Origin of the sequence: Corynebacterium nuruki S6-4 (assembly GCF_007970465.1) — a bacterium.
Classification (GTDB): domain Bacteria; phylum Actinomycetota; class Actinomycetes; order Mycobacteriales; family Mycobacteriaceae; genus Corynebacterium; species Corynebacterium nuruki.
In genome coordinates this window covers 2,711,670-2,726,961 of record NZ_CP042429.1, presented here as the reverse complement: position 1 = coordinate 2,726,961, position 15,292 = coordinate 2,711,670, and the positions used below count along the sequence as shown (strand labels likewise).

14 protein-coding genes are annotated in these 15,292 nt (G+C 68.8%); 6 read left to right on the top strand and 8 right to left on the bottom strand.

Going from position 1 to position 15,292, the window contains the following annotated elements; all coding sequences use genetic code 11:
- The first annotated feature begins 42 nt into the window (after nucleotides 1-42).
- Entirely contained in the window at nucleotides 43-627 is a 585-nt protein-coding gene (locus tag FSW06_RS12320; protein WP_010120100.1) for a hypothetical protein, read from the top strand.
- Nucleotides 628-654: 27 nt separating this feature from the next.
- Here the strand turns inward: FSW06_RS12320 and ispF are convergent, their stop codons facing one another.
- From ispF to FSW06_RS12305, 3 genes are read right to left on the bottom strand one after another with little or no spacing between them, the layout of a single operon-like run.
- Nucleotides 655-1,143: a 2-C-methyl-D-erythritol 2,4-cyclodiphosphate synthase gene (ispF, locus tag FSW06_RS12315; protein ID WP_010120102.1), complete on the bottom strand. Its 489-nt coding sequence runs from the start codon at nucleotides 1,141-1,143 to the stop codon at nucleotides 655-657.
- Nucleotides 1,140-1,979, bottom strand: coding sequence for an IspD/TarI family cytidylyltransferase (locus tag FSW06_RS12310; RefSeq protein WP_416372523.1), 840 nt, complete (start codon nucleotides 1,977-1,979; stop codon nucleotides 1,140-1,142). The genes ispF and FSW06_RS12310 overlap by 4 nt, the downstream gene beginning before the upstream one ends.
- Nucleotides 1,980-1,988: 9 nt before the next feature.
- Entirely contained in the window at nucleotides 1,989-2,579 is a 591-nt protein-coding gene (locus FSW06_RS12305) for a CarD family transcriptional regulator (protein ID WP_010120105.1), read from the bottom strand.
- A gap of 119 nt (nucleotides 2,580-2,698) precedes the next feature.
- Here FSW06_RS12305 and FSW06_RS12300 point away from each other — a divergent pair, with 119 nt between their 5' ends.
- From FSW06_RS12300 to FSW06_RS12290, 3 genes are all read left to right on the top strand, one after another.
- The gene (locus FSW06_RS12300; protein ID WP_010120106.1) at nucleotides 2,699-3,292 is read left to right on the top strand and encodes a hypothetical protein; all 594 of its coding nucleotides are present in this window, start codon (nucleotides 2,699-2,701) and stop codon (nucleotides 3,290-3,292) included.
- A gap of 110 nt (nucleotides 3,293-3,402) precedes the next feature.
- The gene (radA, locus tag FSW06_RS12295) at nucleotides 3,403-4,851 is read left to right on the top strand and encodes a DNA repair protein RadA (protein WP_029449374.1); all 1,449 of its coding nucleotides are present in this window, start codon (nucleotides 3,403-3,405) and stop codon (nucleotides 4,849-4,851) included.
- Nucleotides 4,848-5,498, top strand: coding sequence for a mismatch-specific DNA-glycosylase (locus FSW06_RS12290; RefSeq protein ID WP_010120108.1), 651 nt, complete (start codon nucleotides 4,848-4,850; stop codon nucleotides 5,496-5,498). The genes radA and FSW06_RS12290 overlap by 4 nt, the downstream gene beginning before the upstream one ends.
- Here the strand turns inward: FSW06_RS12290 and FSW06_RS12285 are convergent.
- Nucleotides 5,495-6,217, bottom strand: coding sequence for a hypothetical protein (locus FSW06_RS12285; protein WP_050801962.1), 723 nt, complete (start codon nucleotides 6,215-6,217; stop codon nucleotides 5,495-5,497). The two genes, FSW06_RS12290 and FSW06_RS12285, sit on opposite strands and share 4 nt — an antisense overlap.
- Nucleotides 6,218-6,264: 47 nt before the next feature.
- Nucleotides 6,265-6,906: a carbonic anhydrase gene (locus tag FSW06_RS12280; protein ID WP_010120111.1), complete on the bottom strand. Its 642-nt coding sequence runs from the start codon at nucleotides 6,904-6,906 to the stop codon at nucleotides 6,265-6,267.
- On the opposite strand from FSW06_RS12280, the gene FSW06_RS12275 reads away from it, so the two are divergent.
- Nucleotides 6,905-7,849: an HhH-GPD family protein gene (locus FSW06_RS12275; protein WP_010120112.1), complete on the top strand. Its 945-nt coding sequence runs from the start codon at nucleotides 6,905-6,907 to the stop codon at nucleotides 7,847-7,849. The genes FSW06_RS12280 and FSW06_RS12275 overlap by 2 nt on opposite strands.
- A 311-nt stretch (nucleotides 7,850-8,160) precedes the next feature.
- Here the strand turns inward: FSW06_RS12275 and FSW06_RS12270 are convergent, their stop codons facing one another.
- A complete protein-coding gene (locus FSW06_RS12270) occupies nucleotides 8,161-10,770 on the bottom strand; it encodes an ATP-dependent Clp protease ATP-binding subunit (RefSeq protein ID WP_010120113.1) in 2,610 nt (869 codons plus the stop codon).
- Between the two features lie 336 nt (nucleotides 10,771-11,106).
- On the opposite strand from FSW06_RS12270, the gene FSW06_RS12265 reads away from it, so the two are divergent.
- Nucleotides 11,107-12,891 carry an AMP-binding protein gene (locus FSW06_RS12265; RefSeq protein ID WP_010120114.1) on the top strand — a complete coding sequence of 595 codons (1,785 nt, stop codon included), beginning with the start codon at nucleotides 11,107-11,109 and terminating at the stop codon, nucleotides 12,889-12,891.
- 125 nt (nucleotides 12,892-13,016) lie between these two features.
- On the opposite strand, the gene FSW06_RS12260 is transcribed toward FSW06_RS12265, so the two are convergent.
- Together FSW06_RS12260 and FSW06_RS12250 are read right to left on the bottom strand one after the other, a co-directional pair.
- Nucleotides 13,017-13,682, bottom strand: a complete 666-nt coding sequence (locus FSW06_RS12260; RefSeq protein WP_010120115.1) for a hypothetical protein — start codon at nucleotides 13,680-13,682, stop codon at nucleotides 13,017-13,019.
- An 820-nt stretch (nucleotides 13,683-14,502) separates the two neighbouring features.
- Nucleotides 14,503-14,949 (bottom strand): DUF5994 family protein, encoded by a 447-nt coding sequence (locus FSW06_RS12250; protein WP_139024444.1) that lies wholly within the window; start codon nucleotides 14,947-14,949, stop codon nucleotides 14,503-14,505.
- Nucleotides 14,950-15,292: the final 343 nt, after the last annotated feature.

Here is a 15,292-nt window from a genome sequence, read left to right as displayed (position 1 = left end):
TGTTTACCGTGTTTACCGTGTTTCTCGTCAAGGAGAGTGCCGATGTCCATCCACCTGTCCCGCCGGTGCGCCGCCGTTGCCGCGGCCGCCACCCTCGCTCTCGGGCTCACCGCCTGTTCCGGTGACAAGGACGATGCGGCGGCCAACAGTGCCGCAGCCCAGTCCGACATCGACGTCGCACTGTCCGAACTCAACGCCCCGGACAACGACGGTCACGGGGCCGGTTCCAAGGACGATTCCGCAGAGCCGGGTACCCCGCAGATCACCGCGGACCGGACTGTCGACCTCACCGACGGCGACACGGTCAAGGTCACGGTCCGCAACCTGGACACCTCCGCCGGCTACTACCTGGCCATCTGCAAGGCCGGCACCGGTGCGGACGCCGCCGGCCACGGTGTTCCGCCGGACTGCACCGGCGACCGGGAGTCCGCGACGTGGATCACCCCGGAAGGCTCGGACCAGGGCACCGCCCACACCGATTCCGACGGGACGGCGGAAGCCTCCCTCACGGTGAAGACCACGGGCGAGGCCGTGAACTGTGCCACCGACAAGTGCGTCCTCAAGGTCTTCGGCGACGACGACAACTCGTCCCGGAACGTCGGCGAGGCCCCCGTCAGTTTCGCCTGACGGCCGCCGTCACCGGCGCCGTGCCCCTCAGGAAAGGTCCGTCCACACGACGGCGGTGGCGACCGCCGCCACCCCGTCACCCCGCCCGGTGAAGCCCAGTCCGTCGGTCGTCGTCGCCGACACGCTGACCGGCGCGCCGAGCAGGTCACTGAGCAGCCGCTCCGCCTCCGCCCGCCGCGGTCCCATCTTCGGCCGGTTGCCGATCATCTGGACCGCGGCGTTGCCGACGGTGGCTCCGTTGCGGTCGAGCAGGTCACGGCATTCGGTGAGCAGCTCGGCCCCGGTCACCCCCGCATACTCGGGCCGGTCCACCCCGACGAACGAGCCGAGATCCCCGAGGCCCGCGGCCGAGAGCAGCGCGTCGACGACGGCGTGGCAGACGACGTCGCCGTCGGAATGCCCCTCGCACCCGTCGACGTCGGGGAAATGGAGCCCGGCCATCCAGCAGGGTTTCCCGGGCTCGGTCCGGTGGGCGTCGGTGGCGACCCCCACCCGGGGGATGACGGGACTGTTCATTCCTCTCCTTCCACGAGCCGGACGGCCCGGTCGAGATCGTCGGGCCAGGTGATCTTGAACGCCTGCGGGTCCCCGGCAACGGCGAGGACCCGCTCCCCCGCCAGCTCCATCAGTGAGGAATCGTCGGTGGCCAGGGGCCCGGGGACGAGCCCGGTCGGGTGTGCGGAATCGAGTTCCTCCCGGGCCTCGTTCATCCGGTTCGCCCGCAGCAGTCCGTGCAGGCCGAAGACCTGGGGGGTCTGGGCGGCCCGCAGGGTCTCGCGGGCCGGAGTGGACCGGACGACCCCGGCGGCGTCCACGATCTTCACCGTGTCGGTGACCGGCAGTGCGGGCACGACACCCGCCCAGCCACCGGTGCGCAGGCCCTCCCGGGCGGTTTCGACACACGTGGCGATCATCGTCGGCGGGGTGAGGCACCGTGCCGCATCGTGCACGGCGACGACGGTCTCCGCGCCGCTCTCTCCCCCGGCACCGCCGTCCGGGATGCCGGTGTGGGGGACGCCGGCGTGGGCCGCGACCGCGTGCAGTCCGGCGAGCACGGAATGGATCCGCTCGCCACCACCGGCCACGACCTGCACGGACATCGCGCCCCACAGTGGACGCTGCCGGTCGACGAGCGTCCGGACATCGTCGACCATGTCCGCCGGGACGGTGACGACCGTGTGGTCGACGGCCTCGGCGGCCGCGAGTCCGTCGAGGCACCGTTCCAGGACGGTGCGGCCGGAGACGTCGACGAACGCCTTCGGGGTCTCCCGACCCAGGCGGCGTCCGCTCCCCGCGGCGGCGACGACGGCGTAGACGGTGTCCGAGACCTCCCGGGACATGCCCGACGTCACGTCGGCCCGCTACTTACTGTCGTCGAGCTCGTCGTCGAGGTCGACGCTGGCACGGCCTTCAGTGGTGGACGGGACGCCGGCGGCGCGACGGGCCGCGGCCTCCTCCCGGTGCCGGACGATGGTCTCGTCCATCTTCTTCAGGACGGCGTCCGCCTTCTCGTCGTCCACCCCCTCCGCCAGGGCGATCTCGCCGACGAGCACCTGACGTGCCTTCGACAGCATGCGCTTCTCACCCGCGGACAGGCCGCGGTCCTGGTCACGTCGCCACAGGTCACGGACGACCTCGGCAACCCGGTTGACGTCGCCGGAGGCGAGCCGCTCCTGGTTCGCCTTGTACCGGCGGGACCAGTTGCCGGCCTCCTCGACATCGGTCTCCCGCAGGACGGAGAAGACCTTCTGCAGCCCCTCCTCACCGACGACGTCGCGCACACCGACGGCCTCCGCGTTCGCCGCAGGGACCCGCACCTCGAGGTCACCCTGCAGGATACGGAGGACAAGGTAGTCGACGGTCTTACCCTTGAAATCCCGCTGTTCGAATCCCTTGATCTCGGCCGCACCATGATGGGGGTAGACGACAACGTCCCCGATGTTGAACTCCATGACCGCCCATTCTAGCACCACCCGCCCCGTACCCCCGGGCAAGTAGGTGCGCACACCCGGCAGGGGTTAGTCTGGAGCTCAACTGCAGTACGACGTTTGCCTCAATGGAGGAGAAGCCAGTGAAGTCCCTGAAGTCCACCGCCGCCCGCGGCGCCCTCGCCCTGATCGCCGGCTCGGCGGCACTGGCCGCGACCGCCTGCGGTGCCGGCCAGATCTCGCAGACCGCGAACCAGGCCCCGGCCGTCAACGGCACCAACGGCACGCAGGGGGACGCTGTCGTCCGTGACGTCAGCCTCATCATCCAGCCGGACAACTCGGTGTCCCTGAAGTTCAACGCCTCCAACCAGGGCATCGAGGATGAGGACATCACCCTCGACAGCGTGAAGGTGCAGGACGCGACGCTCGACTTCGGTGGTCAGAAGACCATCGCCGCCGACTGCAACATCGTCGCCGACAGTGCCGCGTCGCTCAAGGAGATGGGCGCACAGCACAACGAGAAGGGCTGCACGGACTACCTGCCGACCCGGGTCACCGGCGAGAACTTCTACCCGGGCGCCGCCCGCAACATCACCTTCACCTTCAACACCGGTGACATCACGGTCAACGCCCCGGTCACCTCGTTCTACCCGGAGGCCGGTCAGACCGACCGCGGCCAGGACGGGATCACCAAGGACGGCACCGCGGACGCCGACATCCCGGTCGGCGAGCACTAGGCCCGCATCCGACGGAGGACGGCCCCCGCCACGGCACTGACGATGCCGCGGCGGGGGCCGTCCCCGTCGGTGCCGACGTCGCTGTCCGGTGGGTGGGATAGTCTGACGCCATGGCGAAGAAATCCCCCGGTTACGAATGCACCTCCTGCGGCCACCGGGTATCGAAATGGGTGGGTCGCTGCCCCTCCTGCGGGGAATGGGGGACGGTCGCCGAGGCGGCGCCCTCACCGCTCGCGGCGGTGTCCTCGTCGGGATCACCGGGTTCCCGGGGCGGAGCCGCGCGGTCCGGCCGGGTCGCGGGGCTGACCCCGACCGCGGCGGCCCGGCGCGTCACCGACATCGCCCCCGGCGGTGCGGCCCACCGGCCCAGCGGCATCGGGGAACTCGACCGGGTCCTCGGCGGCGGTGTGGTTCCCGGCAGTGCCGTCCTGCTCGCCGGTGAGCCCGGTGTCGGCAAGTCGACCCTGCTGCTCGAGGTCGCGAACCGCTGGGCCCGGTTGGGCCGCAGCGTCCTCTACCTCACCGCCGAGGAGTCCGTCGGTCAGGTCCGCCACCGGGCCGACCGCACCGGTGCCCTGTCCGACAACCTCTACCTCGCCGCGGAGAACGACCTGGAGACCGCGCTGGGGCAGATCGACCAGGTGGCCCCGGAGCTCGTCATCGTCGATTCACTGCAGACGCTCCACGCGACCGGGGTCGAGGGGGTGGCCGGCGGTGTCGCCCAGACCCGCGCGGTCGCCGCCACGCTCACGACGTTCGCGAAATCCAGCGGCATCCCGGTCCTGCTGGTCGGCCACGTCACCAAGGACGGCGCGGTGGCCGGCCCCCGGACCGTCGAGCACCTCGTGGACGTCGTCCTCCAGTTCGAGGGCGACCGCCACAGCGCCCTGCGTTTCCTGCGCGGCCAGAAGAACCGGTTCGGGTCGACCGACGAGGTCGGGTGTTTCGAACAGACCGCGGAGGGCATCCGCGAGGTCGCGGATCCCTCCGGCCTGTTCCTCCACCAGCGGGATCAGCCGGTCTCGGGCACCGCGGTGGCGGTGCTCATGGACGGACGCCGCGCCATGGTCGGCGAGATCCAGACCCTCGCCCTGACGTCGAAGCAGCACACCCCGCGTCGGGTGGTGACCGGTATCGACGCCAACCGGGTCGCGATGGTCCTGGCGGTGCTGGCACAACGGTGCAAGCTGGACATGATGGAGCGGGAGGTCTATGCGGCGACGGTCGGCGGCATGAAGATCGTCGAGCCCGCCGCCGATCTGGCCACCGCACTCGCCCTGGCCTCGACGGTCAACGGTCGGCCACTGCCCACCGGACTCGTCGCCGTCGGGGAGGTCGGTCTCGGCGGGGAGGTCCGCCGGGTCCCCGATCTCCGGTTCCGGCTGGCGGAGGCCGCCCGGCTGGGATTCACCGTCGCCGTCGTCCCCCGGGCCACGAACGCCGTGGACCAGGCGAATCCGCAGGGACTCCGGGTGATCCCGGTGGAGACGCTCAGCGAGGCGCTGGCGATCTTCCACCTCAACACCACGGCGGACCGCAGCGGGCAGGAGGACGCATGAGCAGGCGACGTCCCTCACCGCTGGCCGGTGCCCGGCCGACGAAGGCCGATCTCGCCGGGGTGGACACCACCGCCCCCGACGCCATGGACGATCTGCTCCCCGGCCCCGCCGACCCGCCGCTGCGGCTGCTCATCGTGGGTATCAACCCGGGACTGTGGACCGCCGCGGTCAACGCCCCGTTCGCCCGCCCCGGCAACCGGTTCTGGCCCTCACTGTTCCGGGCGGGGCTCACCGCCGGTCAGGTGGACGCCTCCCTGGGCCTGGACGACAGCGACGAGGCGGATCTGCTGGGCCGGGGCATCGGCGTGACCAACATCGTCGGTCGCGCCACCGCGCGGGCCGACCAGCTCGACCGGGATGAACTGCGGCGCGGCGGCGTGACCCTCATCGACCGGATCCGGCGGCTGCACCCCGCAGCCGTCGCGATCGCGGGGATCACCGCGTACCGCGCGGCGTTCCGGCGTCCTAAGGCCCGGACCGGACGGCAGTCCGGGGAGAGCCTGCCGGACGGCTGGCCGGCCGACATCCCGCTGTGGGTCGTGCCGCAGCCCAGCGGGCTCAACGCGCACGAGACGGTCGACTCGCTCGCCGACCACTGGCGGGAGGTCTGGGACAGTATCCCGCCCGCCGCGTCCGGGGCCGGCTAGCCGAGGTTGAATGTGCCGGGTTCCGAGGCGGCGTCCCCGACGTGGCCGTAGACGAGGTAGGAGCCGGCGGGGACGGGCGCACGGTCCCCGCACTGTCCGGGGGCGGACGTGGTCCGGGACCAGCCGCTCATCTTGAAACTCTTCGCCTCGCCGGCCGGCAGGGCCGTGGTGCCCTGGGAGGTCGGCTCATTGCAGTCGGTGTCGCCCCAGACCCGGCTGTAGTCGCCGAGGGAGAAGACATCGAAGCGCAGCGGGGCCTCGCCGAGATCGAGGTTGCAGGGCTTGTCCCCCGGATTCGTCACCGTGAGGTAGAAGTCGGGGTTCTCGCCGGGACCGTAGGAGGGCGCGCCGGAGCGCACTGCGAGCTGCAGGTCGCCGGGCACGCACGCCTCCCCCGGTTCCGGGGCCGCCGAGGTGCTCGGGGACGCGGACTCCGTGGCCGACGACGAGGACGCCGATGCGCCGGAGGAGGTGGTCGACGGAGCGCTTGTCGCGGTCGCCGACGCGGAGGCCGGCCAGCTCTGCGCCGTTGTCGAGGAGGTGGCGGCCGCGTTCTCGTCCGTCGCCCCGTCGCCGCCGCCCGAGCAGGCCCGCAGCCCCAGGACGATGAGCACCACCACCACGACGAGAACCACCACCGCGGCGATACGGCGGCGGCGGTAAATCTCGGGCGGCAGGGGACGCGGGTCGTCGGGGTACGGGTTACGGGGCGCGGTCACGCCCCCATCCTATCGAGCGGTACCTCCGGTGCCCGGTCACGACACGTCTACACCGGCTGGCGGTCGAGCCCCTCGATGTCGACACCGTAGGTCACCACGGGTTCGGTGAGCCCGTCGGACAGCCGGTAGCGCATCCCGACCACGCCGCAGCTGCCGTCGCGCACCCCCTCGAGGATCTGCGGGGAACGGTCGACGATGTGGTTGGCGATCTCCTCGACGTGGGTGCGCTCGAAGTCGTCGGTGGTCCGGCCGCCGTGGGCGCGGGACGCCAGCAGTGAGGGAGTCACCTTCTCCACGAGGACGCGCTGGAAGCCGGGCGGCAGCTCGCCGGTCTCCAGGGCGTGGTGCGCCGCTTTCACCGCACCGCAGCTCTCGTGGCCGAGCACGACGACGAGCGGGACGCCGAGTCCCGCCACCGCGAATTCGAGGGAGGCGAGCACCGACAGGTCGGTGATCTCCCCCGCCGTCCGGATGACGAACACATCGCCGAGCCCCTGGTCGAAGATGATCTCGACCGGCACCCGCGAGTCCGAACAGGCCAGCACGACCGCGGACGGTTTCTGTCCGGAGGTGAGGAGTTCGCGTCGGGCGCTGTCCTGCCGTGGGTGGGCGGACCGGTCCTCCATGAACCGGGCGTTGCCCCGGCGGAGTTTCTCGAGAGATTCCTGTGGTGTCATGATGTCCATCATGCCCTCCTCCTGTTCCACCGGTGAACTTCTCAATTCCTGGTACGCCGGGCACGCCCGTGACCTGCCGTGGCGGGCACCGGGAACGTCCCCGTGGGCGGTGCTGCTCAGCGAGATCATGTCCCAGCAGACCCCCGTCGCCCGGGTCGAACCACGGTGGCGGGAGTGGCTGGACCGGTGGCCGGACCCCGCCGCCCTGGCTGCCGCACCGACCGACGAGGTCCTCCGGGCGTGGGCCAACCTCGGCTATCCGCGGCGGGCCCTGCGGCTGCGCGAGTGTGCCGCGGCCATCGTGGAACGCCACAGCGGCGAGGTGCCCTCCGATGTCGGTGAACTGCTCGCGTTGCCCGGCATCGGCGGGTACACCGCCCGTGCCGTCGCCGCCTTCGCCTTCGGTCAGGCGGTGCCGGTGGTCGACACGAACGTCCGCCGGGTGCACCGCCGGCTGGTCCGCGGCGACTTTCTGCAGGGCACGGCCGCCGCCTCGGATCTGCCCGCCGTCGCCGATCTACTGCCCTGGGTGGACGCTGACCCCACGCTCGACCGGCGCGGCTACCGCAATCCGGTGCAGGATCCGGGCCGTCGGGAAGAGGCGGTGGGTATGTGCTCGTCGCTGATGGAGCTGGGGGCGCTGGTCTGCACGGCCCGGTCCCCGCACTGCGACGACTGCCCGGTCGTGTCCCGCTGCCGGTGGGTCGCGCTGGGCCGCCCGGAACCGAGCGCCGCGGCGACGGCTGCGGCGAAGCGCCGGGTCCAGAAGTTCGAGGGGACCGACCGGCAGGTGCGTGGCCGGATCATGGCCATCCTGCGGGAGGCGCCGGTGGCCTCCGCGGCGGCCTTCACCGCGACGGGTGAGGATGCCGCCCAACGTGAGCGGGCGCTCGCCGGCCTGGTCGCGGACGGCCTGGTGGAGGCCGACGGCAGCGGTTACCGGCTCCCCCGGTAGGTGTGGTCCCGGGGACCCGGTGAGCCCGACACCGGCCCCGCCACCGACCCCGATCTCCGCAGAACGAACCGACAGGTCGAATTTCCTGTTCACGGACCGCACCCGGGTTCGTGAACCCGACATCCGCCGGAGCCGGCCGACCCCTCGGTTCGGGAAACCGACACCGACGACGGCGTTGACAACCTCCCCGGGACGGACAGCAGGCTGTCCCCGCCGGACATGACAGGACGCCCCGGGCCGGTGCGGAATTCTCCGCACCGGCCCGGGGCGTCCGGCAGTGCCGGGTAGTGCCGGGTGGTACCGGCTACTGCCTACTCGGCGTCCCCGGAGGTCGCCTCGGCGGACTCGAGCTCCGCCTCAGCGGGCTCGGCCGGGGTGACCGGGACCGGGATGGGCTTGGAACCGAAGACGAACTTCGCGTTCTCCGTCGCCTGGCCGCCGTCCCAGTTCTCGACGTCGACGGTGACGATCTCACCGGCGCCGACCTCACCGAACAGGATCTTCTCGGACAGCTCGTCCTCGATCTGGTTCTGGATCGTGCGGCGCAGCGGGCGGGCACCGAGCACCGGGTCGAAACCGCGGCGGGCCAGCAGCTGCTTGGCCTTGTCGCTGACCTCCAGCGCCATGTCCTTCTCCTCGAGGAGGGTACGGACCCGACCCAGCAGCAGGTCGACCATCTGGACGATCTGTTCCTGCGTGAGCTGGTGGAAGACCACGATGTCGTCGATACGGTTGAGGAACTCCGGGCGGAAGTGCTTCTTCAGCTCGTCGTTGACCTTCGCCTTCATCCGGTCGTACTGCGCCTCCTCGTCGGTCTCGGAGGAGCCGCTGAAGCCCATGCCGACGGCCTTCGAGATGTCGGAGGTACCGAGGTTCGAGGTGAAGATCAGGACGGTGTTCTTGAAGTCCACGACCCGGCCCTGACCGTCGGTCAGCCGACCTTCCTCCAGGACCTGCAGCAGGGTGTTGTAGATCTCGGAGTGGGCCTTCTCGATCTCGTCGAACAGGACCACGGAGAACGGCTTGCGGCGGACCTTCTCGGTCAGCTGGCCGCCCTCGTCGTAGCCGACGTACCCCGGAGGGGCACCGAACAGGCGGGACGCCGTGAACTTGTCGTGGAACTCGCCCATGTCGATCTGGATCAGCGAATCGTCGTCACCGAACAGGAACTCGGCCAGTGCCTTCGACAGCTCGGTCTTACCGACACCGGACGGGCCGGCGAAGATGAACGAACCGCTCGGACGCTTCGGGTCCTTCAGGCCGGCGCGGGTACGCCGGATCGCCCGGGAGACCGCCTTGACGGCGTCCTCCTGACCGATGATCCGCTTGTGCAGCTCGTCCTCCATGTGGAGCAGCCGGGTGGACTCCTCCTCGGTGAGCTGGACGACGGGGATGCCGGTCCAGGAACCCAGGACCTCGGCGATCTCCTCGGGGCCGATCTCGGCGACGTCGTCGAGTTCACCGGCCCGCCACTGCTTCTCCTTCTCCGCACGCTCCTCGGTGAGCTTGCGCTCGTCGTCACGCAGCGAGGCGGCCTTCTCGAAGTCCTGGTCGTCGATGGCGGCTTCCTTGGCGCGGCGCACCTCGGCGATCCGGTCGTCGACCTTCTGGATGGACTTCGGGGCGGTCATCCGCTTGATGCGCATCCGGGCGCCGGCCTCGTCGATGAGGTCGACGGCCTTGTCCGGCAGGAAGCGGTCGTTGATGTAGCGGTCCGACAGCCGGGCGGCGGCCTTGAGCGCGTCATCGGTGATGGACACGCGGTGGTGCTGCTCGTAGCGGTCGCGCAGGCCCTTGAGGATCTCGACCGTCAGCTCGACGCTCGGCTCCGGGACCTGGACCGGCTGGAAGCGGCGCTCCAGGGCGGCGTCCTTCTCGATGTGCTTGCGGTACTCGTCCAGCGTCGTGGCACCGATGGTCTGCAGCTCACCGCGGGCCAGCTTCGGCTTGAGGATGCTGGCCGCGTCGATCGCGCCCTCGGCGGCACCCGCACCGACGAGGGTGTGGATCTCGTCGATGAACAGGATGATGTCACCGCGCTGGTTGATCTCCTTGAGCACCTTCTTCAGGCGCTCCTCGAAGTCACCGCGGTAGCGGGAACCGGCGACCAGGGAACCCAGGTCGAGCGAGTAGAGCTGCTTGTCCTTCAGCGTCTCCGGCACCTTGCCGTTGACGATGTCGAGCGCCAGCCCCTCGACGACGGCGGTCTTGCCGACGCCGGGCTCACCGATGAGCACCGGGTTGTTCTTCGTGCGCCGCGAGAGCACCTGCATGATGCGCTCGATCTCCTTGCCGCGGCCGACGACCGGGTCCAGCTTGCCGTCCTTGGCGGCCTGGGTCAGGTTGCGGCCGAACTGGTCGAGGACCAGCGAGTTCGACTTCTGGCCGGGCTTGCCGGACGGGCCGGACGAGGCACCGTCGCCGCCGCCGACACCGGCACCGGCCGGCTCGTCGGAGGCGTGCTCGCTCTCCGGCTCGCCGCCTTCGTAACCCGACAGCAGCTGGATGACCTGCTGCCGGACGCGGGACAGGTCGGCGCCGAGCTTGACCAGCACCTGGGCGGCGACGCCCTCACCCTCGCGGATCAGGCCGAGCAGGATGTGCTCGGTCCCGATGTACTTGTGGCCGAGCTGCAGGGCCTCGCGCAGGGCGAGCTCCAGCACCTTCTTGGCGCGCGGGGTGAAGGGGATGTAGCCGTTCGGCGGGTGTCCACCCGTGCCGATGATGTCCTCGACTTCGGTCCGGACGGCTTCCAGGGAGATTCCCATGGATTCAAGGGCCTTGGCGGCCACGCCCTCGCCCTCGTGGATCAGGCCGAGCAGGATGTGCTCGGTCCCGATGTAGTTGTGGTTGAGCGCGCGGGCCTCTTCCTGCGCCAGGACGACAACACGCCGCGCACGGTCGGTGAACCTCTCGAACATTAGCTCTCCCTCTGCCTGGGGTCCGGGTACGGCCACCACCTTAGTGACTTCCTGACCCTTCGTTGACTCACCTGTGTCAACGGATCGGCCCCGGGGTCTGTTCCCACCGCCCCGGCCCCCTTCAGGGACATCATATTGCCAGGTCACAGTATATTTTCTGGACGCCTTCACGGGCTGTACGCCGTCAGCGAACAGAGCGCCCGGCGGGTTTTTCCGGTCGAAGTCGGTCATTCCGCAAAAGAATGCTTTTTTATCTGTAACCTGGGTTACACCGGCGTGCCGACACGCCACCACCTCATACTCCAACCTCACGCGAATCCGGAAAGAAGGGGCACCATGAGTGGATCCGACCGAACCATCAGCCCGAAGGAGCTGCCGCAGCTCGCCGAGGGGACGCTCCCCCTCATCAAGGCGGGCGTTCTGGCCCCGATGGGGCCGGTGGCGATGGGCAAGGCCCTCAAATCGATCGTGCAGTGGTCCTTCACCCCTGCCGGCCTGCTCGCACTCGGCGCCGCCCAGGACCCGTACCACACCGCCATCCTCGATGACGCCGGCTCGATCACCTACAGCGAGCTCAACGACCAGACCGACAAGCTCGCCGAGGCGCTGTACCGCACCGGCGTGCGCGAGCGCGACAAAATCGGCATGCTCAGCCGCAACCACCGCGGCTTCATCATGACGCTCTGCGCCCACGGCCGGCTGGGCACCGACATCGTCCTGTTCAACACGGGCGCCTCGGCCTCGCAGACCCGTGCGGTGATGAAGGAGCAGAAGATCGACCTGCTCTTCATCGACGAGGAGTTCATCCCGCTGCTGCCGAAGGGCTTCGACGAGTGCCCGGTCATCGTCAACTGGGAGGAGAACCAGGACACGGCCGCCGCTCCCCTCACCGAGGAGGAGAAGGCGAAGCGGGCCGACGCCGGCTACGACGTCATCGAGTACGCGAGCAATGTCGCCGAGGCGACGGCCGACGAGGACCACGCCACCCGCAACCCGGAGTGGCCCAGCCTGACCGAGGTGCTGCGCACCGGCCCGGCCGACACGAAGATCCCGCCGCGCCCCCGCCGCGGCCGCACGATCATCCTCACCTCCGGCACCACCGGCACCCCGAAGGGTGCCCGCCGCCCGGAGCCGAAGACCTACCTCCCGGCGTCCTCGATCATGTCACGCATCCCGCTGAAGCACCACCGCGGCTACTACGTGCCCGCGCCGATGTTCCACCTCTGGGGGTTCTGCCAGATCCAGCTGGGCCTGGCGCTGCGCGCCACGTTCATCCTGCAGCGCAAGTTCAACCCGCGGGACGCCGTGAAGCTCATCGAGGCCAACCGGCCCGCCAACATCGCCATCGTGCCGACCCAGCTCCGCCGCCTCCTGGAGGCCGTCCCGGAGAAGTTCAACCCCGGGACGAAGAGCATCGTGGCCTGCGGCGAGGCGCTGCCCGCGCGGGTCATCCGCGACACCCACGAGAAGTTCGGCAAGGTGCTCTACAACCTCTACGGCTCCACCGAGGTCTCCTGGGCGTCCATCGCCACTCCGGAGGAGCTCGACGCCCACCCGACGACCGCCGGCAAGGCGCCGATGGCGACGACCCTCAAGGTCGTCGACGATGACGGCAACGATGTCCCGGAGGGCACCGTCGGCCGCGTGTTCGTGGGCAACGACCTGCTCTTCGAGGGCTACACCCGGCCGGGCGTGGACAAGGAGAACCTCCGTGGCCTGGTCTCCACCGGTGACCTCGGCTACTTCGAGGACGGCCTGTTCTACCTGGCGGGACGCAGCGACGACATGATCGTCTCCGGCGGTGAGAACGTCTACCCGCAGGAGGCGGAGGACGTCATCGCCGACATGCCGGAGGTCTACGAGGTCGCCGTCCACGGCGTGGCGGACCCGGAGTTCGGTCAGGCGCTCGCCGCCTATGTCGTCCTCAAGGACGATGCCACCCGCGAGGGTTTCCAGGACCGGGCGAAGGCCGCGGTGAAGGCCCACCTGGCCCGCCACAACGTCCCCCGCTACTACGTGTTCATGGATGTCCTGCCGCGTAACGCGGTCGGCAAGATCGTGCCGCGTGAGCTGCCGAAGATCGACACCGGCATGGATGATTCCCCGGAGACCGCCGCCTGACACAGGCCGGCACAGCCCGGGACCGAGACCACAGAGCCCGGGGAGAAGGTGTTCCGCAGTCAGCGGGACGCCCTCTCCCCGGGCTTTCCGGTTACCGGATCAGGCCCCGGGCGGCAACGGTGCGGTCACTGCTGCACCTCGTCGAGCCACCTGCGGAACGGATCGTTCTCCGGTCCGTCACTGCCGGTCCAGACCGCTGCCTCTGCCGACGTCAGCCCCAGGGCCTCGACACCGGTCCGCGGCGTCTCCTGTCCCCACCGTCTGCGCAACCATCGGCGGTACGGCTTCAGCTTGGAATCGGCGACCTTGATCTCGTCGTCGTCGAAGTCATACTGGAGCTCCGGCGGGTCACACCAGTCGTCCTGCATGCATGGTTCGGGATATCCGACCGCAAACAGCCGGAGCACCGACAACGCGGACGGGAACGTGGCGAACAGCATGGATCCCGACCCGGAGCCGGTGTGGACGACCTGCTGGATTCCGTTGTCGTCGATCCACAGATGAAAATACGATCCGTCCGCACCGGTACCACCGAGCGGGTAGAGCCGGTCCGATCCGACCCAGTTCATCGACGCATTGTCCAGGCCCTCGAGGTAGACATGGGAAATGTTGTAGCCGTGGTGGATGTCGGGAGGGACGAGACTTCCGTTGGCACCTTTCTCGCCGGAGTCAGGATCAGTCCAGCTCGTCACGTACTTCTTCCGCTCTATCCAGTCGGCCAGGGTCAGGAATTCGTCCGGCATCGTGAAATGGGCCGGCATTGTGGCGGTCAGCTGGTCACGGAATCTCATGACGGCTGATGGTACCGGTCAGTGCCCGGACGACACAGAGCGGCACCCGGTCACAGTGTGCCTGTGACCGGGTGCCGCTCTTCGTGCTCTTTCCTGTCGTGACCTGCTACTTCAGGTCCTTGGAGGACAGGCCGAGCTCGCGGCGGGCGACGACCAGCAGCTGGATCTGCTGGGTGCCCTCGAAGATGTCGAGGATCGTTCAGGGGGTACTGGTCAGGACTCCGCCGCAGGTCATGGCTAGGCCACTGGGGCCAGTCAGGCCACTAGGGCAGTGTCGGCCACACCTCGTGCGGGATATTTGCGGGATGGAGACGCACCCTCGGCCCCTCCCCCAGACACGAAAAAGTCCCCCACCGACGTGTGCCGGTGGGGGATGGGGAGCAGCGGGGTGTTGATACCGAGGGAGGGAGGTAACCCGCGCTCGACCCGAGGATGACGATACCTGAAGCGGAGACTTTCCGGACTGAAACGGCGAAAGGCCCCCGCCGGCTCTCCATTCGACGAGGGCCCCAACAGGAAGCAGCAGCTCCCCTTACAGAGCTGCGGTCCCCGCAACTCACCGTACGGACTCCTCCACAACCTCGAAGCAGAACAGCGAAGCCCCCACCGTCCGAAGACAATGTGGGCCCAGGGGTTGCTTCATGACCCGATTGCAGACAACCACCCCATCCCCGTCCCCAGCAGGGTTTCCCGCCCCCCCTACTGACTGGGGGCAGGTGATAGCCGAGAACTCCAGTAGAAAGCCCCCACCCCCTAACCGTGGACGGTGGGAGACCGCAGGTAGCGCTACACGGCAAGAAGATCTTTGCCATGACCGCCTCTACCCAGACGCGTTGCTCCCGCCGTCGTCGATCCATCGTTCCTCTGCCCTCACACCGAACAGCTTTGCCCAGCGAGGACGATTCGTCACCGGGTAGTACACATCAAAGATCAGCTTCCTACCATCAGCGAAGATAACTTCAATTTCGTGAGACTTGACGTCATCATGCTCGGCCACCGGGACTGGCTCGCCCATGACCATGAGCTCGCCTTCAGGGATTTCCCAATCGCCGACCGGGACACGTACTGACGACACGACATCGACATCGATAGCAATCCGCTCAAGCAGAGCCGGAAGCTCCTGCTCAATCAGATGTGACCGAGGCCACCATACAAGCTGGAAATTCTGATCGTATCGCTCGGACAGATTGGTCATTGCTCCGTGCTTGCGACCAAAGCGAAGGGAAAGCTCGTTGAGCCACTGTGGTTTGCGAATCTCTGCAGCCATGCTGCACCTCTGAACTGGCTCCACTCACGGAGCCGATAGGAGCGGTTACGGAGGACCCGTAACTACCCAGTACGCCCAATCCTACGCCTTCTAGCACAGGGCAGTCATCCTCATCCGAATAAGGCACCGCTCAGTACAAGATTCCTGCACCCCATAAATGATCGCGGCTCAGGGTCTACGGTCGTGGCCGTCGTGCGTCGTCCACAGCTGGGCGGATCAGGCCCGGCACGGCGGGCAGCCACACCGGATGATCCGGACCAAAATGTTCGGCAGCCGAATCCTCCCGGTGCGCGATGTGCTCAATGACAACACCGTTCCTATGAACCATGTCGGTCAGCCGCCG